The following is a 19,694-nucleotide window of genomic DNA, read 5'->3' as shown; positions in this document are numbered from 1 at the left end:
GTGCGTTTCGACTCGCTGCTCGACTCCCTCGGGCGTACGCCGCTGGTCGGACTGCCACGACTGTCGCCGTCGCCCGAGGTGCGGCTGTGGGCCAAGCTGGAGGACCGCAACCCGACCGGCTCCGTCAAGGACCGCCCCGCCTTCTGGATGATCGCGAAGGCGGAGAAGGAGGGCCTGCTCGCGCCCGGCCGTACGATCCTGGAGCCCACCTCCGGGAACACCGGCATCTCGCTGGCGATGGTCGCCAAACTGCGTGGCTACGACATCGTCTGCGTCATGCCGGAGAACACCTCGGCGGAGCGCCGGCAGTTGCTGGAGATGTGGGGCGCGCGCATCATCTCCTCCCCGGCCGCCGGTGGCTCGAACGAGGCCGTGCGCGTCGCCAAGCGGCTGGCGGCGGAGAACCCTGACTGGGTGATGCTCTACCAGTACGGCAACGAGGCGAACGCCCGGGCGCACTACGAGACGACCGGACCGGAGCTCCTCGACGACCTGCCGACGATCACTCACTTCGTCGCCGGTCTCGGCACGACCGGCACGCTGATGGGTGTCGGCCGGTACCTCCGTGAGCAGGTGCCCGGCGTCTCGATCGTGGCGGCCGAGCCCCGCTACGGCGAGCTGGTGTACGGCCTGCGCAACATCGACGAGGGCTTCGTGCCCGAGCTGTACGACGAGTCGGTGCTGACGACGCGCTACTCCGTGACGTCGGCGGACGCGCTCCGGCGCACCCGTGAGCTGCTGGCGCAGGAGGGCATCTTCGCCGGCATCTCCACCGGCTGCGCCCTGCACGCCGCGCTCGGCATGGCGAACAAGGCCGTCAAGGCGGGCGAACGCGCCGACATCGCGTTCATCGTCGCCGACGGCGGCTGGAAGTATCTCTCGACCGGCGCGTACGGCGGCACCCTGGAGGAGGCCGAGGAGCGCCTCGAAGGCCAGCTCTGGGCCTGACCGCACGCCACACGGGCGCTCACCGGAATCCCGGTGAGCGCCCGTGCGCGTTACGTGTCCTTGGCATACTGGGCCCATGCCCCAGACGTTGCCGAGCTGGACGGCGCACCTGCCGCAGTGGATCCCCTGGTCCCTGTCCGACCTGCACGGTCCGCGAGAGGGCGTCGTCGACCTTCCCCTAGATCTTTGCTGGTCGGGCCGTACGCGCTATGACGTGGGGCGCTTTCGGCAGCGAGTCGCGCTCTACAACCTGGTCATCGTGCAGGGACTCCAGGAGCACTACCCGCGATTCTTGGATCCGCAGCACCTCATCGACGCCTGGCCGCTGTTGCGCCGGCGGCTGGGCGAAGGCTATGTCGAGGCGTGGGAGAACCGTTTCGTCGAACTGGCCGGCCGGGGGGCCTCTCGCGAGGCTTTCGCCGCTGCCCGCGCCAAGTGGCAGGCGGCCACATGGGCCTGAACATGCCACCGTTCCATCGGCGGCTCATCGATGCGGGGCTCGACCTGTGCGAGGAATACGGATTATTCCTGGCAGGCGGTCACGCGATGAGGGCCCACGGGCTGGTCGATAGGCCAAGCCAGGACATCGACTTCGCGACCGACCATCCCCTTCCGGTCGAAGAGCTCACCGCTCGAGTGGCGGCGGGCTATCAGGCGAAGGGGTTCGCCGTCGAGGTCAAACCGGGAAACTACCGATTCGCGCGTCTCCTCGTCAGTGACATGCGGACGGGAGAGGCCTGTGAGGTGGACCTCATGAAGGCCACTCTCCGGGTCAGCCCCGTGGTGGTCGACTCATGCCCCGTCGTCGGTTTCGATGACGCGATCGGCCTGAAGATGAGGGCCGTTCACGATCGAGGCATCGCTCGGGATCTCATCGACGCGGCTTCGCTCGCCGGGGAGTACAGCTTCGAGCGGCTCGAATGGCTCTGCCGTTCACACGAGCGGGACTTCTCTCTGCAGCGGTTGGCCTCCCGGTTGGAGGCGGCGGAGTTCCTCGACGATCAAGAGTTCGAGGACTACGGCCTGACGCTGGAGGAGGTGCGGCGGGTGAAGCGGTTCGCGGCCGAATGGGCGCAGGACATCAACCTGCGCCTCCTGGAAGAGGAAGAGGTCGACCTGAACCTTTGACCGCGCTATGTGGCGATCGTCCCATTTCCCGCGCGCGGCCGGGCTCGTACGCCACCGGGCCGGTAGGGTATTACCGAATGTGATTCGACTTCGTGGTGGGGTGGGCGAATGGGCGGCTTCGCGGCGGCCACGGCGGTACGACGGGTGGCGGAGGGGCGCTACGCCGTCGAGCTCGACGGGGACTTCGGCATCGAGCAAGCGATCAACGGCGGCTACTCGCTGGCGGTCATGACCCGCGCGCTGCTCGAGGACTCCCCGCACCCGCACCCGATCGCCACCAGCGCGAGCTTCCTGCGCGTCGCGAAGGCCGGGCCCGCCGAGGTCCGGGTCGAGCCGCTGAAGGCCGGGCGTACGGCCGCGGTGGCGCGCGTCACGCTCGTCCAGAACGACCAGGCCCTGGTCGAGGCGCTCATCACCACCGGCACCCTCGACGGCGATGCCGCCCCGGTGTACTCGATCGAGCAGGAGAAACTGCCGCCGATCGAGGAGTGCCTGGAGTTCGCGCCGAACAACGGCTTCGCCCGCCAGGTCGACGTGCGCTACGACCCGGCCACCATGGGCTGGCTCGACGGACGGCCCGCCGGCGTGCCCGAGATGCGCGGGTACCTGCGGCTGCGCGAGCCGTACGAACCCGACGGGATCCTCCTCGCGCTCGCCGTCGACGCGCTGCCCCCGGTGGTGCTCAACGCCGGGGCGTCCGGCTGGGCGCCGACCGTCGAGCTGACCTGGCACATGCGGGCCGTTCCCGCGCCGGGCCGGCTGGCCGTTCACGGCCGGGCCCGGCTCGTCAGCGACGGGTGGTTCGACGAGGAGATCGAGGTCTGGGACTCCGCCGGCCGGCTCGTCGCCCAGAGCCGCCAGATCGCCCGCGTCGGCCGCGGCCGCTAGACGGTACGGGTCGCGGACGGCCGCGTAGGGTGTCCGGATGACGACCTATGCGGCGCTGCTGCGCGGAGTCAACGTGGGCGGCAGGAAGGTCCCGATGGCCGAGCTGCGCCGGCTCCTGACGGGCCTCGGCCACGAGGGCGTACGCACTTATCTGCAGAGCGGCCAGGCGGTGTTCCGGGCCGGCCGCGGCGATGAGGAGTCCCTCGCGGCGGAGATCAGCGGGGCGCTGGAACAGCGGTTCGGCTTCGCCGTGGACGTGATCGTGCGCGACCACGCCTATCTGAAGGGGGTCGCCGACGCCTGCCCCTTCCCGGCCGCCGAGCTCGAACCCAGGCAACTCCACGTCACCTACTTCTCCGCGCCCGTCGACGCGGATCGCTACGCGCACGTCGACCAGGCGGCCCACCTCCCCGAGGAGTTCCGCCTCGGCGACCGAGCCCTATACCTGTACGCCCCGGGCGGCCTGGGCCGCTCCAAGCTGGCGGAGGCCCTGTCCCGGCGGCGCCGGGCCGGGGATCCGGTCGCCACCAGCCGCAACTGGAACACGGTGCTCGAACTCGTGGAGCTGACCGCCCCGGAGGCGTGACCCGCCGGGACCGGTCATCTTCCGGACCGGAAGCAGGCGTCGTAAAGGGCCGGAAATCACAGTGTGATGTGCGGCGCATCGGCCCGCTGAGCAGGCCATGGTCTTTTAGCCTGTGGGGATCATGTCTGACGCGCCAATCGGGATCTTCGACAGCGGAGTCGGCGGGCTGACCGTCGCCCGCGCCATCCTCGACCAGTTGCCGAACGAATCCGTGTTGTACGTCGCCGACACCGCGCGGTTCCCCTACGGCCCGAAGCCGATCGCCGAACTCCGCGCGTACGCGCTCGAGGTGCTCGACCACCTCGTGGCCGAGGGCGTGAAGATGCTCGTGATCGCCTGCAACAGCGCCAGCTCCGCCGTGCTGCGCGACGCACGGGAGCGCTACGACGTCCCGGTCGTCGAGGTGATCCTGCCGGCCGTGCGCGCCGCGGTCAGCGCCAGCCGTACGGGCCGGGTGGGACTGGTGGCCACTCCTGCGACCGTGACGAGCCGGTCGTATGAGGATGCGTTCGCCGCTGCGCCTCATGTGACACTGACAAGTGTCGCGTGTCCGCGTTTCGTAGAGTTCGTGGAGCGAGGCATCACGATGAGCGACGAACTCCTCGACGTCACGCACGGCTACCTCGAGCCGGTCCTCGACGCGGGGTGCGACACCCTCATTCTCGGCTGCACGCATTACCCGTTGCTGACCGGCGTCATCTCATACGTCGCCGGTGACGGGGTAACCCTGGTGTCAAGCGCCGACGAGACAGCCAAGGACGTCTACCGGGTGTTGCACGACAGCCGCCTGGCCCGCGCGGAGGGCTCCCCGAAGCCCCGCCACCGGTTCCAGGCGACCGGAGACCCCACGCCGTTCGGCGTTCTCGGCCGCCGTTTCCTCGGCCCGGAGATCGGGCTCGTCGAACCCGCGCTCGTCGGCATTCCGTTCACGGCTCGTTAGGAGGTCGGCCCGTGCGGCTCACGGTGATCGGCTGTTCGGGGAGCTTCCCCGGCCCGGACAGTCCGGCGTCCTGCTATCTCGTCGAAGCCGACGGCTTCGCGATCCTCCTCGACCTCGGCAGCGGGGCCCTCGGTCCACTCCAGCGCCACATCGGGCTGTACGACATCGAGGCCGTCCTGCTGTCGCATCTGCACGCGGACCACTGCCTCGACCTGTGCGGGTACTGGGTCGCCCGGACCTACGCGCCGGACGGGCCGAAACCGCGGATCCCGGTGTACGGGCCCGAGGGGGTCGCCGACCGGATGGCGCGCGCGTACGACCTGGACCTCGATCCGGGCATGCGGCAGGCGTTCGACTTCCAGACGCTGCGCACCGGGACGTTCCGGCTCGGGCCGTTCACCATCACGGCGGCGCCGATGAGCCACCCTGTCGAGGCGTTCGGCTTCCGCGTCGAGCACGGCGGCACGGCGATCGCCTACTCCGGTGACACGGGCGAGTGCGAGGAACTCGTCCGGCTGGCCCGGGGAGCCGACCTCCTGCTGGCGGAGGCGTCCTTCCTCGACCGGCCGGACCTGCCGCCCGACCTGCACCTCACGGCGCGGCAGGCGGGGGAGCACGCGACCCGCGCGGGAGCCGGGCGGCTGGTGCTCACCCACCTCGTCCCCTGGAACGACTCGGCGAGCATTCTCGCCGAGGCCAAGTCCAGCGGGTACGGAGGCCCGATCGAACTGGCCTGTCCGGGCGCGGTGTACGAGCTCTGAGCGTGCCCCGTCCGGCCGGCTGGATATGGTGGGGCTCATGGCTCGCCCCGACGGTCGGTCAGCCGACCAGCTTCGTCCCGTCCGCATCCAGCGCGGCTGGCTCTCCCACGCCGAAGGTTCCGTGCTGGTGGAGTTCGGCCGCACGCGCGTGCTGTGCGCCGCGTCCGTCCAGACCGGCGTGCCGCGCTGGCGTCGCGACTCGGGGCTCGGCTGGGTGACGGCGGAGTACGCCATGCTGCCGCGCGCGACCAACACCCGCAACGACCGCGAGTCGGTCAGAGGCAAGATCGGCGGGCGCACGCACGAGATCTCGCGTCTCGTCGGCCGGTCGCTGCGGGCCTGCGTCGACTACAAGGCGCTGGGGGAGAACACCGTCATCCTCGACTGCGACGTGCTGGAGGCCGACGGCGGCACCCGTACCGCCGCGATCACCGGCGCGTACGTCGCCCTCGCCGACGCGGTCGCCTGGATGCGTGACCGCAAGCTGGTCAGGTCCAGTCCGCTGGTCGGCTCCGTCGCGGCGGTCAGCGTGGGCGTCATCGACGGCGAGCCCCGCCTCGACCTGTGCTACGAGGAGGACGTCGCCGCGGAGACCGACATGAACGTCGTCTGCACCGGCGACGGCCGCTTCGTCGAGGTGCAGGGCACCGCGGAGGGCCAGCCGTTCGACCGCGCCGAGCTTGACGCCCTCGTCGACCTCGCGGCCGGGGGCTGCGCCGAGCTCACCCGCATCCAGCAGGAGGCACTCGAGTCATGAAGGTCGTGCTCGCCACACGTAACCAGGGCAAGATCGCCGAGCTGCGCCGGATCCTCGACGGCGTCGACGTCGTCGGCCTGGAAGAGTTCCCGGACGCGCCGGAGGTCCCCGAGACCGAGCTGACGTTCGCCGGCAACGCCCTGCTCAAGGCCCGCGCGATCGCGGCGCACACGGGTCTGCCCGCCGTCGCCGACGACTCCGGCCTGTGCGTCGACGCCATGAACGGCATGCCCGGCATCTTCTCCGCCCGCTGGGCCGGCCGGCACGGCGACGACCAGGCCAACCTCGACCTGCTCTTGGGCCAGCTCGCCGACGTCGCTCCCGAGCACCGGGGCGCCCGCTTCGTGTGCGCGGCCGCCATCGCCTGGCCGTCCGGGGAGGAGGACGTCGTCGAGGGCGCCATGGACGGCGTCGTCATCGACGCGCCGCGCGGCTCGAACGGCTTCGGCTACGACCCGATCTTCGTCCCCGAGGGCGACACCCGTACGACGTCCGAGCTGAGCCCCGAGGAGAAGGACGCCATCAGCCACCGCGGCAAGGCCTTCACCGCCCTCGCGGCCCGCATCCACGCCCGGACGGACTGAGAGGCGCCTTCAGACATGCCACCGTCGGCTCCATCGCCGCCGACGGTGTGGCGCCACGCGTCGGCTGTGGCCGCGGGTGCCTGAAGCTGGAAGTCGGTGGTCCTGCGCGGCTGCCCGGTGTCGGGGTGGGGCCTGTCGTCCACGACGATCGGCCGGATCACGGTGGCGGTGAGCAGACCGGTCTTAGGCGTCGGCTGGTGATTCGCGGGGCGGCGCAGGTGAGGGGGAGCTTCGTCCAGGGAACAAAGCTGCATAAGGCCCCCAAATGGGACACCGATGGTTGCGGACGGTCCACCGGCCCGGCGATGACGCCGGAGGCCGCACGATACATCGACCAACCTGATAGGCGACGACGATGTGGATGTTCCGGCCCCTCGGGGTATATCGGCCGCAAAGCGATACGTTCCTGCTGGCCAGGGAGCTGTGCTGCGGCGGGATCCAAGGCTCCCGGGTGCTCGACCTGTGCACCGGCACCGGCGCGTTGGCGATCATCGCCGCCTACGCCGGTGCCGAAGCGGTGACGGCGGTGGACGTCGAGGGCCGTGCGGTCCTGACCGCATGGATGAACGCCCGGCTGCGACGCGTACCGGTGCGCGTGCTCCGCGGTGATCTGTTCGAGCCGATCGCGGATGAGCTGTTCGACGTCATCGTGGCCAACCCGCCGTACGTGCCGAGCGCGGACGGGCCGCGAGGCGTACGCGGCCGGGCCTGGGACGCCGGCCGGCAGGGCCGGGCGGTGATCGACCGGATCTGCGCCCGCGCGCCGGGAACGCTGGCCGTCGGCGGGACGCTGCTGATGGTCCAGTCGGTGCTGTGCGGGGTCGAGACGACGCTGAACGCACTGCGCGGCGCCGGGCTCAAGGCGTCGGTCGTCGCGCGGCGGAGGCAGCCGTTCGGGCCGGTACTGCGGTCGCGGGCGGCGTTCCTGGAGAAAGAGGGGCTGATCCGCCCGGGTCAGCGACATGAGGAGCTGGTGGTGATCCGTGCCGACCAGAGCTGAGCGGTCCGGGCCGGAACCGCGACGTGTGGTCGTCGTGCCGGGCGGCCCGGTGCTCGTGGAGGGACCGGTGGAGCTGGTCACCGACGACGGGACGACGGTGTACCGCGACCGCTTCATGGTCGCCGTGTGCGCGTGCCGGCGCAGCCGCCGGTACCCGCTGTGCGACACCAGCCACCGCCGGAGACGCACCACGCACTAAGGAAGCGGGCGCCGCAGGGAGGTACGGCCTGATCGCCAGCAGGCCAGCAGGTGATCACCGAGCCGGTCCTCCAGCAGCGCGGTGGCCTGGATCCCGAGGACGACGTCGGACGCCAGCTCCGGTTCCCGGGACAGCAGATCGCCGATCACGTCCCGGCGCATCACCTGCTCGTGCACGGCGTCGGCCTCGATGTGCTCGGTGAAGAACCGCGTGCACTCCGGCCCCGCCCCCAGGCGGGTCAGGGCCTGCGCCAGCCGGTTCGCGCCGGGCGGGGTGGTGATCTCCGCGGCGGCGAAGTGCCCGACGAGGGCACCGCGCAGCGCCCGGTGCAGGCCGAACAGCGACATGAGGTTCACGGTGGCCAGCGTCCGGGCGGGCGCGTGATCCAGGTAATGGCCGTACCGGGAGTCCAGCCCCGCGCCGTCCAGCAGGTCCGCGAAGAGCTTCGCGTGCATCCGCTCGCCCCGCCCGCCGCCGAACTCGTCGAACTCGACGGCGACCAGCGCCGCCTTGCTCTCCCCCCGCAGGCGCGGGATCACCCACGCGTGCGGATCGGCCTCCTTCAAGTGGTAGATCGAGCGATGCGCCAGGTACTCCCGCATCTCCCACCACCGTCCCGCGTCGAGCAGGTGGTGCGAGACGCCGTACGCGCCGGGATCCTCCACGAGCAGCGGTTCCAAGGCGATCTCCACGTCGGTGCCACCGGGTGACTCCGCGCGCAGCGTCGCCAGGAAACGGTCCTCCAGCCGTCCCCGCAGCCGCAGTAGTTCCGGATCCCACTCCCACCGTGACTCCACCTGATCGAACCCGCGGTAGTGCAGCTCATAGCAGACGTACAGGGCCAGCTGCAGGTCCTCGCCGAGCGGCTCGGCGTCCCGGACAGTCCGTGGCGCCACCTCAGGCGGCGAGCCACCGGCGAGCGCCGTGATCACGGCCTCCGACAGGGGGCCGCGAGGCTCGGGCAGCGTGGGGTCCATGGTCATGACGACTCCGTCACGTCTTCGTCTTCCTGATGACGGCCGGACCGGCGGTCAGAGCCCCCGGCGGAACCGGTCGTCTGCTCGGCGAGCAGGTCCACCACGGCCTCCAGGCCGTCCGCGGCGGCGGCACGCTGGCGTACGGCGCCGGAGCCGTGACGCGCCAGCCGGTCCAGGACGGCGCGTACGCGGGCCAGGTCCCCCGACGCCTCGAGCGCCGGCTGGATCCGGTCGAGCATCTCCCGCAGCAACCGTGTCGCCGGCACGGCACGCTCCTCGACCGGATGCACCCCGGGGCCGTCCAGGCCGTACCGGGCCGCCGCCCACGTCGCGGCCGCGCAGATCTGGTCACCGATGAGAGGCGCCTCCCGGCCCCGCGTGAGGTCGGTCAGCGCCGTGCGGACCAGGGCGCGCACCAGGGCCGCGTGCAGTACCGCCTCGTCCACGGTGGCGGCGGCGTCCCCGGCCCGGACCTCGACGGTCGGCAGCCGCGGCGACGGCCGGGCGAGCCAGAAGGACATGCGCTCGTCGATGAGCGCGCCGGCCTCGACCAGCCGGGCGACCTGGCGATCGTAGGCCGACGCGGACGGGAACGACGGCGGCACCCCGGACCCGGGGAAACGCGCCTGCTCCAGCATCCGCCAGCTCGCGTACCCCGAGTCCCGGCCATGATCGAACGGCGAGTTCGCCGCCACCGCCACCAGCGTCGGGAGCCAGGGCCGCAGGTGGTTCACCACCGCCACCGCCGTCTCCCGGTCGGCCACACCGGTGTGCACGTGACAGCCGCACGCCTGGTAGTCGGCCACCACGCCCGCGTACCGGCCGGCGATCTCCGCGAACCGTCCCCCCGGGGTCACCGGGACGCGCCCGGGCAGCACCGCGGTCCCCGAGGAGACCAGACGCGCGTCCTCGGCACGCGCGGCGGCCGCGAGCCGGCGCCGTCCGTCGCACAGGTGGGCGCGCAGGACCTCCAGGGTGGTGCAGATCCCGCTCGCGGCCTCGACCTGCGCGGTGAGCAGTTCCTCGTAAAGCCCGCCGCCGGGACCGAGGTCGATCCGTGACTCCGGGACCCGGGCGAGCACGGCCGCCGCCCGCGGCACGGTCCGCCGCGTCTCCGCGTCGACGAGGAGGAACTCCTCCTCCACGCCCACGGTCACCCCGTCGTCGAGGCCGTGAACCGGCCCGTCCCCCATGTCGATGACATTCCCGGCGCGGCGGCACCCTAACGGCCTGCGGCAGGGGGTACGGCTCCCGGTGGCGGCGATCCGTCGCCCGGCGCGGCGGGCAGGGCGGTGCGGCGTCCAGGGCGGGGTCGAACGCTGAGCCGGCCCACGGCAGGTGGCGCGGAGCGGCCTCAGCCGGTGGCGGCGGCCAGGGCGGCGCGCAGGTCCGCCGCCGCCGCGCGGTCGCCGCGCACGCGGACGGCGTCGTCGCCCCGGCGCCCCCACAGCCACAGATAGACGGCGACCGGATCGCCGATCACCATGGCGTCCGCGTCGTCCGGGAGCTCGGGGGTCACCTCGGCCTGGGCAGGGCCGAACGTCACCCGCCACACCCGGGATCCGGCGGCGACCCCGACGGTACGGACGGACGCGGGCCGGCCCCGGTCACCTCGGCCGAACCGCCGGACGAGATACAGCGTCAGGACCTCATCGGCGCCGTCGGCGGCGAACTCCGCGCCGATCGGGCCGATCGGGCCGTACGCCGCCTCGACGTCGACGCGGTGCACGGTCGTCTCGTGGGCCATCCGCCGCCACCAGAACCCGATCGTCCGGTCGTCGGGGGACCAGGTGTCGCAGGGTTCGTCGGCGGGCCGCCGGCTCAGCTCGTCGTGCAGCTCGGCGGCGCCGGTGCGGAACCAGCGGATCACGTCGCCGTCGGGCGGCCGCCGGTCCCAGTCGTCGGGCCGGCGTTGCGCGCGCACCCAGTCGATCACCGCGCGGTGCACGCCGCCGAGGTGCCGGACGACCTCGCCGACGGTCATGCCGGGGCAGGCCGGAGCGGGCGCCGCGAGGTCGCGGTCGGCGGCGAACGCGGCGATGTGCGCGCTCTCGGCGCGCAGCCGGGTGAGGAAGTCGGAGGGCTCCATCGGGACAAGCCTGGCCGGTCGCGCGGGTTCCGTCAAAGACCGTGACAACCGATCGGCCCGGTAGCGGGGTTCATGGGGGTGTACGGAAACGAAGGGATCTTCAATGACCGACCGCAGACGACGCCGGACCACTGTGACCCTCGTGGGCGCCGGCGCGGCCGTCGCCGTGCTCGCGGGTGTGTGGGCGGGTGGCACCGCCCTCGCCGGGGGTTCCGGGCACGGCGTGAAGAACGCCGCGAACTCCTCCCGGGTCGCACCGACCACCAGACCGGTACCCCGCGACACCGCGCCGGCGAAGCCCTCCACACGGCCGTCCGCGCCCGGCGAACCCCGGCCCGCTCCGACCCGGGTGCCGCGTCCGCGGCCGACCTGCCCGATCAGTGAGCAGCCGGTACCCCGCCCGACGGAACCGCCGACGACCCGGCCCAAGCCCCGGCCGACGGCGACCGATGCCCGGCCCAAGCCCCGGCCGACGGCGACCGATGCCCGGCCGGAGCCCCGGCCGACAGCCGGGGCGGCGCGCCGGCCCGTGACGGCGACGCCGGTGCCGGCGCCTCCCTCGTGCGGCCGAGGACAGTGAGGCGGACGGGACACTGTCCATCCTGAGCCGAGAGGAGGCCCGCGGAGTGAGTGGAGACGATCTCACGTTCGACGAGTTCGTCATCGCCTCCGCGGGCCGTCTGCTGCGCACCGCGGTGTTCCTCGTCTACGACCGCCACCTCGCCGAGGACCTCCTGCAGACCACGTACGAGCGGGTCGCCCGGCGCTGGGCGCGGATCCTGCGCGGCGGCCACCAGCCGGAGGCGTACGCGCGCAAGGTGCTCGTCAACCTGGCCATCGACCATCACAAGCGCCGCAAGAGGCGACCCGACCTGCCGGTCGGCGGGACGTTCGACGTGGAGCGCCTGACCGGGGCGCGTGAGACGTACGCCGCGGCGGGGACTCCGCTCGACGACGTCCTCGCCGCTCTGCCCGTCAAACAGCGGGCGGTCGTGGTGCTGCGCTACTGGTGCGATCTCAGCGAGCAGGAGATCGCGGAGGCGCTCGGCATCTCCCGTGGCACCGTGAAGAGCCACACGTCGCGGGCGATGACGGCACTGCGCCGCCAGTTGGCGGAGGAAGGAGCGCCTCATGAGCGATGACCTCGACGCCCTGCTCCGCGAGCACTACCGGCGCGCGGCCGAGGGCGTGCAGCCGGACCGTGAGCTGATCGACCGTCTGCGAACCGCCGGGCGGCCCGCGCGGGCCGTTCCCGGGTGGCCGCGCATGCTGCTCGCGGCGGCCGCGGTCGCGGCGATCGCCCTGCTCACGTGGGGCCTACTCCGGCCGGAACACCCCGCCGAACCCAGCCGGCACAGCGTGCCGATCGCCCCTCCTCCCGCGTCGACCGGGCCGCCGTCGCCTACCGCGCCGCCCCCGATGCCGACGCGGACGCGGGCGCCGAACACGCGCCCGGTACCAAAAGTCACGGAACGGCCGACCCTGCCCCCGTCGGCCCGGCCGACGCCGAGGCCGACGCGGACCGTGACCGATACGCCGCGCCCGGCGCCCACCAGCGTGCCGTCGTCCATTCCGCGGCCGCCGGAACGGCGCTGAAACCATCCATGGATGACCGTCGTTACCGTGGTGATCATCGTGGCCGTCGTTCTCGTGGCGGTGGTGGGCGCCGCCCGGAAGGCGAGACCGAAGGGGGAGAAGCCGATGCCGAAATCGGAACCGCCGCTGAGGTTGTCCGCCGAACTGGAGGGCCGGGTGCGGGCCCTGCTGGCCGAGGACCAGACCGTCCAGGCGGTCAAGGAGGTCCGGCAGGCGACGGGGCTCGGGCTCCTGCCGGCCACGCGGCTCGTCAACGGGCTCCGGGACGAGCCCCGCCTGTGAGATGACACGGCGGGACGGGGAGCGGTCCGTGACGGTGCCCTGCTAACGGCAGGGGACGTGCAGCCGGACCGCTAACGGCAGGGGACGTGCAGCCGCACCGCCGTGCCGGCCGGGCCGGTGCGCACCTGCACGAGCGCGCACAGCATGCGGACACCCCACAGCCCGAAACCCGACAGGGACGCGGGATCGGGCGGGACGAAACCGGGGACCGGGTCGGGCCGCCAGTGGCCCGCGTCGGTCACCTCGACGATCAGGTCGTCGTCCTCCCGCCACAGCCGGCAGTCGATCGGCGGCCGGCCGTGCCGGATGGCGTTGGTGGCCACCTCCGTCGCCGCGACCAGCAGGTCGTTCACGCGAGGGCGGGACATGCCGTGGTGGCGGGCGTGGCCGGCGAGGAACGAGCGCAGCGAGCTCAGGTCGGCGTCGTCGATCGGCAGGCGTACGGCGCCGGGCGGCGGAGGCGGCAGGGGATCACGGTCGACACTCGCGTACACGGTCGCCGGGTCGAGATAGGCGTCATTGCAGCGCGGGCAGGCCCCCTCGACGATCTGCGGATGGGTGCGCAACGCCCCGTCGAGCAGGCCGGGGTGGGTGGTGCGCCGGTCGTACAGGCACAGCACCGAGGCGCTGATGTCGGCGAACGCCTCGTTGATGATCGACTCGTACCTCGTCCACTCGGAGATCTGCGCGGGCGTCCCGGTCGCCCAGCCCGGCTCCGCGACCACCCTGATCCGGGCGGTGGCGTTCTCGGCGATGAACGAGCTGTAGTTGGCGATGGTGCGCGTCGGCTGGACGTACCAGGACGCCGAGTCGGCGAACTCGACGGCGTCGGAGTCGGTGCCCAGGGCCTGACGCAGGCAGGACAGGCTGGGGGCCGTGCCGACGGTGAGCACGGCCTCGCCCGCGCCGAGTCCCTCTTGGAGGAACGGCACGACCGTGTCCAGGATGTCCTTCTCGTTGTCGTACATCAGGACCTGGTGGATGAGTCGCGTCATCGGGCCTCACCGTCGCCGATCTCCAGCCAGGGCAGCAACCTGCTGCCGACCAGTTCGACGATGTCCGACAGCTCGGTGGCGGGATCGTCGAGGACCACCCGCGCGCCGGTGTGCATCGCCGCGCCGGCCATCATGCTGAGCGCGCCCAGGTCGATGAACCGCAGGCCGGCGAGGTTCAGGTGCACCTCGCCGCCCCGTTCGACGACCTTCCGCAGCGACTCGGCGAACACGGCGTGCCGCGCGCCGTCCAGCTCGCCGCTGAGCCGGAGGCCGCGGGGATGGAAGGTGGGGGTGATGCTCAGCACCCCGTCGTCGAAGTACGGATCGGCGCCCACGAGCACCTCGTGCCTCTCCTTCAGCGCGGTGAGTTCCTCGGGAGTACAGGACCGCGCGTCGACCTGGCAGATCGCGATCGCCATCGTGCTCGGCGAGATCGCGGCGTCCACGCGTGCCTCGCACTCCAGGACGGCGTCGCGGCCGCCGCTCCGCCGGAACGCCGGCGTCATGTCGACCGTGACCCGGACGCCGCGGAACCGCTCCGTCTCCGCCCGGTGAAGGACCTCGCGCAGTGTCGTCGTCATCCGCGCCGGATCGAAGACCCCGCGGGTCAGGCAGGTCTCCTCCTGCGGCAGGATCGCCAGCTGCCCGCTGCGCAGGTAGGTCTCGGGCTCCAGCCGGTAACGCGACCGCAGGTCGGGCAGGTCGCGGGGGCCGTCGCCGGTGATGTAGATGACCTTGTCCGCGCCGGCCAGCCCGTCGCGGACGAAGGCTCCGATGACGTGGTCGTGCTCCTCCTGATCGGCATAGGAGAGCCAGGCGTGGTCTCCGGGAAGCAGCTCTCCGACGGATCTTCGGGTGAACCAGGGCTCCATGGGGCATCCTCCCGCGCGACGCCGGCAGGTGGCCTCTACCATACGGCGAACGACACAGCGTGACGACGTTTTCACGCGAACCACTGTCGTTGAAACTCTCACTGAAAGTTGCGGTCACGGTGGCGTCGCCGATCCCCTCACGCGCGGCACGCGCTCCCGGAGCCGTACGACCGCCTCGTCGAGCAGCCCGAGGAACGCCGTCAGCGCAGCCGGCGCCGTCACGCCCGCCGGTGTCGCGGCGTACACCCGGCGCACCGGAGCGTCATCGGCGTGCAGCGGCACCAGGACGATGTCCGGCCGGGCCGCGCCCGCCGCGAGCGACGGGATGAGCGTCACCCCCAGGCCCGCCGCGACAAGGCCCTGCTTGGCGATCCACTCGCCGACGACGTACGTGATCCGCGGCCGGAAGCCCGGACGCGGCGCCGCGCTGATCAACGTGTCCTCGGGACGGGAACGGCCCGCGATCCAGTCCTCGTCCGCCAGCTCGGCGAGCCGTACCTCCTCGCGCCCGGCCAGCCGATGGTCCGGGTGCACGGCCACGAACATCGGATCGTCGAGCAGGTGACGCAGGCGCAGCCCCTCGAACCCCTCGTCGCCGTCCGCCGCCACGATGGCCAGGTCGAGCTCGCCGGCGCCCAGCCGCGCCACATGGTCACGGATCAGGCCCTCGACCAGCGACACCGCGACCCTCGGGTACGCGGCGCGGAACGCCGCCATCGCCTGCGGCACCAGCGCGGCGTCGGCGGTCGCGAACGCGCCCACCCGGAGCCGGCCGGCCGCCAGGTCCCGCAAGGCGCGCAGGTCACCCCGGGCCGTCCGGAGACGTTCGGTGATCGCCGAGGCGTGCGGCAGCAGGCACCGGCCCTCCTCCGTGAGCCGCACTCCCCGGGGCAGACGGTCGAACAGGGCCGCGCCCACCTGACCCTCCAGCACGGCGATCTGCCGGGAGACCGCCGACTGGGTATAGCCCAGCGCCTCCGCCGCGCCCGTGAACGAACCCCGGTGGGCCACCTCCTGAAAGACCACGAGCAGAGCGGTGTCCATGACAACCCATGCTAGATCCGCATGGCGGACATGCGGAACATTCGCTGGTGGAATGCCTCACCGGCTCCTAACGTCGTCCCCGTGATCGCCTTTCTCGGACTCGGGCGCATGGGAGCGCCCCTCGCCCGGCGCCTGCTGGCCGCCGGGCACGACCTGACCGTCTGGAACCGCACCGCCGAACGCGCCGCGCCCCTGGGCGCGGCCGGAGCCACCCTCGCCGCCCCCCCGCCGAGGCCGTCCGCGCCGCCGACATCGTGATCACGATGCTGGCGGACGCCTCCGCCCTCGACGCGGTGGCCGCCGACATCGCTCCGGCGATGCGGCCCGGCGCCTGTCTCATCGAGATGTCCACCGTCGGCCCGGCGGCGGTGCGGGCCCTGGCCGGGCACGTGCCCGCCGTGGTCGACGCGCCGGTGATGGGCAGCGTCGACCGCGCCGCCGCGGGCACCCTGACCGTACTGGCCGGCGGCGACGTCGACCGGGTCGCGGACGTCCTCGCCGTCTTCGGCACCGTCGTACGGTGCGGCGCTCTCGGTGCGGGGGCCGCCCGGAAGATCCTGCTGATCAATGCCGCGATCGGAGCCGCCACGCTCGCCGCGGACCTGGCCGGACTCGGTGCACGGCTCGGCGTGGAAGACCCGCTCGCCCTCCTCGCCGACGGACCGCTCGCCGGCGCCGTCACCCGGCTCCGCGCCGAAGGGGCCGACTTCCCGCTGAGGCTCGCCGCCAAGGACGTCGGCCTGGCGCTGGACGTCGCGCGGTCCCCCCTGCTCGAGGCCGTACGGGACAGGCTGTTGCGCGCCTCCGACCAGGAGGCCGACCTGCGAGAGGTGCTCCAGTGACGACCTTCGACAACCCCGCCACCGTCCCGGCCCCGCCCGCCGGACGGTACTCCCACGTCGCCCGGATCGAACTCGGAGACAGGACGATGCTCGTCCTGTCCGGCCAGGTGGCGATCGACGGCGAGGGCCGGCTCGTCGGCGAGGACGACATGCGAGCCCAGTCCGCGTACGTGCTGGACACGATCGAGAAGATCCTGGCCGCACACGGGGCGACGCTCGGGGACGTGGTGAACATCCGGACGTTCCTCACCGACATGGACCGGATCGGCGAGTACGGCGAGGTGCGGGTGCCGCGCTTCGCCGGCGCGCCGCCGACCAGCACGACCGTGGAGGTCTCCCGGCTGTTCGTCCCCGGGGCGCTGCTCGAGGTGGAGGTGACCGCGATCGTGTGAGGCGCGGGTCCGGCCGGTCCGGCCGGGCCCGCCGACCGCCTTTGCCAAGGCTTTACTGTCTTCTTCTTGACTCTCCTAGTCATGGCTCTCTGCCTGGCCCTTAGTTGTAAGTAGTCTTTACTTTTTTGGCAGTTATTGCTGAAAATGCTATGAAATTAGGGTCTTTTGGTGTCCTTGGGCGTCATGTGAAGATTCCTGCGTCGTACCCCCCGCCGCTCCGAGGAGAGCACATGCGACGACGCGTCACCGGGACCCTCATGGGTGGGCTGATCCTCGCCCTGGTCCCCTTCCTGTCCGCCCCCGCCTCCGCCGCCCCGGCCGCCGCCACGAGCGCGGCCGCGCCCGCGGCATCCGCGGTCCAGCACCCGTTCCACCACGCCTGCTCGACTCCGCGCGCCGGCCTCGCGAGCTGCAAGGCCCTCGTCCGCGACGACGTCGCCAAGAGCGCCGCCGCCGTCCGCGCCGCGGCCGCCGCCCCCTCCGGCCTGTCCCCGGCCAACCTGCAGAGCGCCTACAAGCTGCCGAGCACCGGCGGATCCGGCCAGACCGTCGCCATCGTCGACGCCTACAACGCGCCCACCGCAGAGGCCGACCTGGCCGTCTACCGCAGCCAGTACGGGCTCCCCGCCTGCACGACCGCCAACGGCTGCTTCAAGAAGGTCGACCAGAACGGCGGCACGTCCTACCCGAAGACGGACGGCGGCTGGGCGCAGGAGATCTCCCTCGACCTCGACATGGTCTCCGCCGTCTGCCCCAGCTGCAAGATCGTGCTCGTCGAGGCCAGCTCCGCCTCGTTCGCCAACCTCGGCGCCGCCGAGAACACCGCAGCCCGGCTCGCCAACGTCATCAGCAACAGCTACGGCGGCTCCGACGCGTCGGACTCCAGCTACGGCTCCTACTACAACCACCCCGGCAAGGCGATCACCGTCAGCTCCGGTGACAGTGGCTACGGCGTCGAGTACCCGGCGTCCTCCCGCTACGTCACGGCCGTCGGCGGCACCTCGCTGAAGACCGCGAGCAACAGCCGCGGCTGGACCGAGACCGCCTGGAGCGGCGCGGGCAGCGGCTGCTCGTCCTACAACACCGCCCTGTCCGGCCAGTCGGGCGTCGGAACCGGCTGCTCCCGCCGCGCCGTCGCCGACGTCTCCGCGGTCGCCGACCCGAGCACCGGCGTCGCCGTCTACGACAGCACCGCCTACCAGGGCCAGAGCGGCTGGATGGTCTTCGGTGGCACCAGCGTCGCCGCGCCCATCATCGCCGGCGTGTACGGCCTGGCCGGCAACGCCGCGAGCATCGACAACAACTACCCCTACACCCACTCCGGCTCGCTGTTCGACGTGACCTCGGGCAGCAACGGCAGCTGCTCCACGTCGCAGTGGTGCAAGGCCCGTACCGGCTGGGACGGCCCCACCGGCCTGGGCACCCCGAACGGCACCGGCGCCTTCTGACGGTGAACCGAACGACGGGCCCGGCGCGTACGCCGCCGGGCCCGTCGCGGTGTCCGAGATGTCCGAAACCTGGCCTAACGGCAGATACCCGCGAGTACGATGATCTTCGTTGGCCGATCAGAGCCGATCGGTGACCGACAAGGGGGTGGCGGCCGTGGCGACCGAGGACAACGCGCCGACCGAGCGGACCGACGCGGGCGACGAGCAGGCCCCACCGGGCATCGACGTACGGACACCCAGCCCGGCGCGCATCTACGACGTCTTCCTCGGCGGCAAGGACAACTACGCCGCCGACCGGGCCGCGGCCCAGATCGCCATCGAGGCCGGCCCCGACATCCCCCGCGCCGCCCGCGAGAACCGCGCCTTCCTCGGCCGGGCCGTGCGCTTCGCCGTCGAGAGCGGCATCCGGCAGTTCATCGACCTCGGCACCGGCCTGCCCACCCAGGGCAACGTCCACGAGGTCGCCCAGTCACTCGACGCCGGCGCCCGCGTCGTCTACGTCGACAACGACCCGATCGTCCTCGCCCACGCGCGGGCGCTGCTGCCACCGTCCCGGACCACGACCGTCATCCAGGCCGATTTCCGTGACCCCGCCGCGATCCTCTCCCACCCGAAGACCCGGTCCCTCATCGACTTCGACCAGCCCGTCGCCGTGCTCATGCTGGCGGTGCTGCACTTCGCCGCCGACGACGAGATCCGCGCCACCATCGCGACCTTCCGCGACGCGATGCCGCCCGGCAGCCTCCTGATCGTGTCCCACAGCACCACCGAGGGACACCCCGAGACCGGCGACCAGGCCACCGGCGCCTGGAAGAACGCCACCGCCCGGCTCCAGAGCCGCACGCAGAAAGAGATCGAGGCCCTGTTCGACGGCTTCGACCTGCTCGACCCCGGCGTCGTCTGGGTCCCCCAGTGGCGCCCCGACCCCGGCGCCGACGAAGGCACCCGCTGGATGTACGCCGGCGTCGCCCGCCGCCCGTAGGTCCGCGTCGACCCCGGCTCAGCCGAGCCGCTCCCGCACGGTCCCCGCCTCCTCCCGCAACGCCCGCGCGGCGGCCGCATTCCCCGAGCGTTCCTCGATCTCGGCACACATCTCCAGGCTGATGGACAGGTCGCGCAGTGCGGTTGGGGTGTCGCCGTAGGTGTCGAGGATGCGGCGGCAGAGTTGGAGGGATTCGGTGTAGACGGTGCGGGCGGTGTCGAGGTCTCCGGTCTCGCGCGCGATGTCCCCGACCCTGTCGAGGCTGATGGACAGGTCGCGGAGCCCGGTTGGGGTGTCGCCGTAGGTGTCGAGGATGCGGCGGCAGAGTTGGAGGGATTCGGTGTAGACGGTGCGGGCGGTGTCGAGGTCTCCGGTCTCGCGCGC

At 72.2% G+C, this 19,694-nt stretch carries 24 protein-coding genes and 1 pseudogene; 18 read left to right on the top strand and 7 right to left on the bottom strand.

Going from position 1 to position 19,694, the window contains the following annotated elements:
- The 11 genes from NE235_RS28125 (at position 1) to NE235_RS28075 (ending at position 7,791) form a co-directional block, all read left to right on the top strand.
- On the top strand, positions 1–948 hold the full coding sequence (locus tag NE235_RS28125) for a PLP-dependent cysteine synthase family protein (RefSeq protein WP_252808283.1): 948 nt from the start codon (positions 1–3) through the stop codon (positions 946–948).
- 76 nt (positions 949–1,024) lie between these two features.
- Positions 1,025–1,408, top strand: a complete 384-nt coding sequence (locus NE235_RS28120) for a hypothetical protein (RefSeq protein ID WP_252808282.1) — start codon at positions 1,025–1,027, stop codon at positions 1,406–1,408.
- On the top strand, positions 1,399–2,076 hold the full coding sequence (locus tag NE235_RS28115; protein WP_252808281.1) for a nucleotidyl transferase AbiEii/AbiGii toxin family protein: 678 nt from the start codon (positions 1,399–1,401) through the stop codon (positions 2,074–2,076). Before NE235_RS28120 ends, NE235_RS28115 begins: the two co-directional genes overlap by 10 nt.
- A gap of 108 nt (positions 2,077–2,184) precedes the next feature.
- Complete coding sequence (locus NE235_RS28110; protein ID WP_252808280.1) at positions 2,185–2,964, top strand: thioesterase family protein; 780 nt, start codon at positions 2,185–2,187, stop codon at positions 2,962–2,964.
- A gap of 37 nt (positions 2,965–3,001) precedes the next feature.
- Complete coding sequence (locus tag NE235_RS28105) at positions 3,002–3,550, top strand: DUF1697 domain-containing protein (RefSeq protein WP_252808279.1); 549 nt, start codon at positions 3,002–3,004, stop codon at positions 3,548–3,550.
- Between the two features lie 121 nt (positions 3,551–3,671).
- The gene (gene murI / locus NE235_RS28100; protein ID WP_252808278.1) at positions 3,672–4,490 is read left to right on the top strand and encodes a glutamate racemase; all 819 of its coding nucleotides are present in this window, start codon (positions 3,672–3,674) and stop codon (positions 4,488–4,490) included.
- 11 nt (positions 4,491–4,501) lie between these two features.
- The gene (locus tag NE235_RS28095; protein WP_252808277.1) at positions 4,502–5,251 is read left to right on the top strand and encodes an MBL fold metallo-hydrolase; all 750 of its coding nucleotides are present in this window, start codon (positions 4,502–4,504) and stop codon (positions 5,249–5,251) included.
- A gap of 37 nt (positions 5,252–5,288) precedes the next feature.
- On the top strand, positions 5,289–6,008 hold the full coding sequence (gene rph / locus NE235_RS28090; protein ID WP_252808276.1) for a ribonuclease PH: 720 nt from the start codon (positions 5,289–5,291) through the stop codon (positions 6,006–6,008).
- Positions 6,005–6,592 carry an RdgB/HAM1 family non-canonical purine NTP pyrophosphatase gene (rdgB, locus tag NE235_RS28085; protein WP_252808275.1) on the top strand — a complete coding sequence of 196 codons (588 nt, stop codon included), beginning with the start codon at positions 6,005–6,007 and terminating at the stop codon, positions 6,590–6,592. The genes rph and rdgB overlap by 4 nt, the downstream gene beginning before the upstream one ends.
- Before the next feature lie 355 nt (positions 6,593–6,947).
- A complete protein-coding gene (locus tag NE235_RS28080; RefSeq protein WP_252808274.1) occupies positions 6,948–7,592 on the top strand; it encodes a HemK2/MTQ2 family protein methyltransferase in 645 nt (214 codons plus the stop codon).
- Positions 7,576–7,791: a CDGSH iron-sulfur domain-containing protein gene (locus NE235_RS28075; protein WP_252808273.1), complete on the top strand. Its 216-nt coding sequence runs from the start codon at positions 7,576–7,578 to the stop codon at positions 7,789–7,791. Before NE235_RS28080 ends, NE235_RS28075 begins: the two co-directional genes overlap by 17 nt.
- Here NE235_RS28075 and NE235_RS28070 read toward each other — a convergent pair.
- From NE235_RS28070 to NE235_RS28060, 3 genes are all read right to left on the bottom strand, one after another.
- Entirely contained in the window at positions 7,788–8,774 is a 987-nt protein-coding gene (locus NE235_RS28070; protein WP_252808272.1) for an iron-containing redox enzyme family protein, read from the bottom strand. The two genes, NE235_RS28075 and NE235_RS28070, sit on opposite strands and share 4 nt — an antisense overlap.
- Complete coding sequence (locus NE235_RS28065; protein WP_252808271.1) at positions 8,771–9,961, bottom strand: carboxylate-amine ligase; 1,191 nt, start codon at positions 9,959–9,961, stop codon at positions 8,771–8,773. The genes NE235_RS28070 and NE235_RS28065 overlap by 4 nt, the downstream gene beginning before the upstream one ends.
- A 161-nt stretch (positions 9,962–10,122) precedes the next feature.
- Positions 10,123–10,857, bottom strand: coding sequence for a maleylpyruvate isomerase family mycothiol-dependent enzyme (locus tag NE235_RS28060; RefSeq protein ID WP_252808270.1), 735 nt, complete (start codon positions 10,855–10,857; stop codon positions 10,123–10,125).
- A gap of 626 nt (positions 10,858–11,483) precedes the next feature.
- Between NE235_RS28060 and NE235_RS28055 the strand changes: the two genes are divergently transcribed.
- The 3 genes from NE235_RS28055 to NE235_RS28045 are packed head-to-tail and all read left to right on the top strand — an operon-like array spanning position 11,484 to position 12,735.
- Complete coding sequence (locus tag NE235_RS28055) at positions 11,484–11,999, top strand: SigE family RNA polymerase sigma factor (RefSeq protein WP_252808269.1); 516 nt, start codon at positions 11,484–11,486, stop codon at positions 11,997–11,999.
- Positions 11,989–12,453: a hypothetical protein gene (locus tag NE235_RS37745; RefSeq protein WP_289849316.1), complete on the top strand. Its 465-nt coding sequence runs from the start codon at positions 11,989–11,991 to the stop codon at positions 12,451–12,453. Before NE235_RS28055 ends, NE235_RS37745 begins: the two co-directional genes overlap by 11 nt.
- 12 nt (positions 12,454–12,465) lie before the next feature.
- Entirely contained in the window at positions 12,466–12,735 is a 270-nt protein-coding gene (locus NE235_RS28045) for a hypothetical protein (RefSeq protein WP_252808268.1), read from the top strand.
- Positions 12,736–12,806: 71 nt separating this feature from the next.
- Here the strand turns inward: NE235_RS28045 and NE235_RS28040 are convergent, their stop codons facing one another.
- The 3 genes from NE235_RS28040 to NE235_RS28030 all read right to left on the bottom strand — a co-directional run bounded on the left by NE235_RS28040 (position 12,807) and on the right by NE235_RS28030 (position 15,646).
- Entirely contained in the window at positions 12,807–13,730 is a 924-nt protein-coding gene (locus NE235_RS28040) for a sensor histidine kinase (protein WP_252808267.1), read from the bottom strand.
- On the bottom strand, positions 13,727–14,602 hold the full coding sequence (locus tag NE235_RS28035; RefSeq protein WP_252808266.1) for an MEDS domain-containing protein: 876 nt from the start codon (positions 14,600–14,602) through the stop codon (positions 13,727–13,729). Before NE235_RS28035 ends, NE235_RS28040 begins: the two co-directional genes overlap by 4 nt.
- Positions 14,603–14,716: 114 nt before the next feature.
- Complete coding sequence (locus NE235_RS28030) at positions 14,717–15,646, bottom strand: LysR family transcriptional regulator (RefSeq protein ID WP_252808265.1); 930 nt, start codon at positions 15,644–15,646, stop codon at positions 14,717–14,719.
- Positions 15,647–15,667: 21 nt separating this feature from the next.
- Between NE235_RS28030 and NE235_RS28020 the strand changes: the two are divergent.
- From NE235_RS28020 to NE235_RS28005, 4 genes and pseudogenes are all read left to right on the top strand, one after another.
- A pseudogene (locus NE235_RS28020) lies at positions 15,668–16,488 on the top strand (NAD(P)-dependent oxidoreductase).
- Complete coding sequence (locus NE235_RS28015; protein ID WP_252808262.1) at positions 16,485–16,880, top strand: RidA family protein; 396 nt, start codon at positions 16,485–16,487, stop codon at positions 16,878–16,880. Before NE235_RS28020 ends, NE235_RS28015 begins: the two are co-directional and overlap by 4 nt.
- Positions 16,881–17,110: 230 nt before the next feature.
- Positions 17,111–18,328 carry a S53 family peptidase gene (locus NE235_RS28010; protein ID WP_252808261.1) on the top strand — a complete coding sequence of 406 codons (1,218 nt, stop codon included), beginning with the start codon at positions 17,111–17,113 and terminating at the stop codon, positions 18,326–18,328.
- A gap of 109 nt (positions 18,329–18,437) precedes the next feature.
- Positions 18,438–19,310 carry an SAM-dependent methyltransferase gene (locus NE235_RS28005; protein ID WP_252808260.1) on the top strand — a complete coding sequence of 291 codons (873 nt, stop codon included), beginning with the start codon at positions 18,438–18,440 and terminating at the stop codon, positions 19,308–19,310.
- 18 nt (positions 19,311–19,328) lie between these two features.
- Here NE235_RS28005 and NE235_RS28000 read toward each other — a convergent pair.
- A partial coding sequence (locus tag NE235_RS28000) for a tetratricopeptide repeat protein (RefSeq protein WP_252808259.1) occupies positions 19,329–19,694 on the bottom strand: 366 nt, incomplete at its 5' end.

Source organism: Actinoallomurus spadix (assembly GCF_024055725.1).
Classification (GTDB): domain Bacteria; phylum Actinomycetota; class Actinomycetes; order Streptosporangiales; family Streptosporangiaceae; genus Actinoallomurus; species Actinoallomurus spadix.
The sequence above is the reverse complement of the archived record's forward strand: the minus strand, read 5'-3'. Positions and strand labels throughout refer to the sequence as shown.

Bases quoted from the DNA above. Each gene is read 5' to 3' on its own strand.
- rdgB (WP_252808275.1), top strand. From the start codon at position 6,005: ATGAAGGTCGTGCTCGCCACACGTAACCAGGGCAAGATCGCCGAGCTG.
- NE235_RS28110 (WP_252808280.1), top strand. From the start codon at position 2,185: ATGGGCGGCTTCGCGGCGGCCACGGCGGTACGACGGGTGGCGGAGGGG.
- rph (WP_252808276.1), top strand. From the start codon at position 5,289: ATGGCTCGCCCCGACGGTCGGTCAGCCGACCAGCTTCGTCCCGTCCGC.
- NE235_RS28030 (WP_252808265.1), bottom strand. From the start codon at position 15,646: ATGGACACCGCTCTGCTCGTGGTCTTTCAGGAGGTGGCCCACCGGGGT.
- NE235_RS28105 (WP_252808279.1), top strand. From the start codon at position 3,002: ATGACGACCTATGCGGCGCTGCTGCGCGGAGTCAACGTGGGCGGCAGG.
- NE235_RS28070 (WP_252808272.1), bottom strand. From the start codon at position 8,774: ATGACCATGGACCCCACGCTGCCCGAGCCTCGCGGCCCCCTGTCGGAG.
- NE235_RS28115 (WP_252808281.1), top strand. From the start codon at position 1,399: ATGGGCCTGAACATGCCACCGTTCCATCGGCGGCTCATCGATGCGGGG.
- NE235_RS28045 (WP_252808268.1), top strand. From the start codon at position 12,466: ATGACCGTCGTTACCGTGGTGATCATCGTGGCCGTCGTTCTCGTGGCG.
- NE235_RS28120 (WP_252808282.1), top strand. From the start codon at position 1,025: ATGCCCCAGACGTTGCCGAGCTGGACGGCGCACCTGCCGCAGTGGATC.
- NE235_RS28080 (WP_252808274.1), top strand. From the start codon at position 6,948: ATGTGGATGTTCCGGCCCCTCGGGGTATATCGGCCGCAAAGCGATACG.
- NE235_RS28060 (WP_252808270.1), bottom strand. From the start codon at position 10,857: ATGGAGCCCTCCGACTTCCTCACCCGGCTGCGCGCCGAGAGCGCGCAC.
- NE235_RS37745 (WP_289849316.1), top strand. From the start codon at position 11,989: ATGAGCGATGACCTCGACGCCCTGCTCCGCGAGCACTACCGGCGCGCG.
- NE235_RS28010 (WP_252808261.1), top strand. From the start codon at position 17,111: ATGCGACGACGCGTCACCGGGACCCTCATGGGTGGGCTGATCCTCGCC.
- NE235_RS28040 (WP_252808267.1), bottom strand. From the start codon at position 13,730: ATGACGCGACTCATCCACCAGGTCCTGATGTACGACAACGAGAAGGAC.
- NE235_RS28065 (WP_252808271.1), bottom strand. From the start codon at position 9,961: ATGGGGGACGGGCCGGTTCACGGCCTCGACGACGGGGTGACCGTGGGC.
- NE235_RS28035 (WP_252808266.1), bottom strand. From the start codon at position 14,602: ATGGAGCCCTGGTTCACCCGAAGATCCGTCGGAGAGCTGCTTCCCGGA.
- murI (WP_252808278.1), top strand. From the start codon at position 3,672: ATGTCTGACGCGCCAATCGGGATCTTCGACAGCGGAGTCGGCGGGCTG.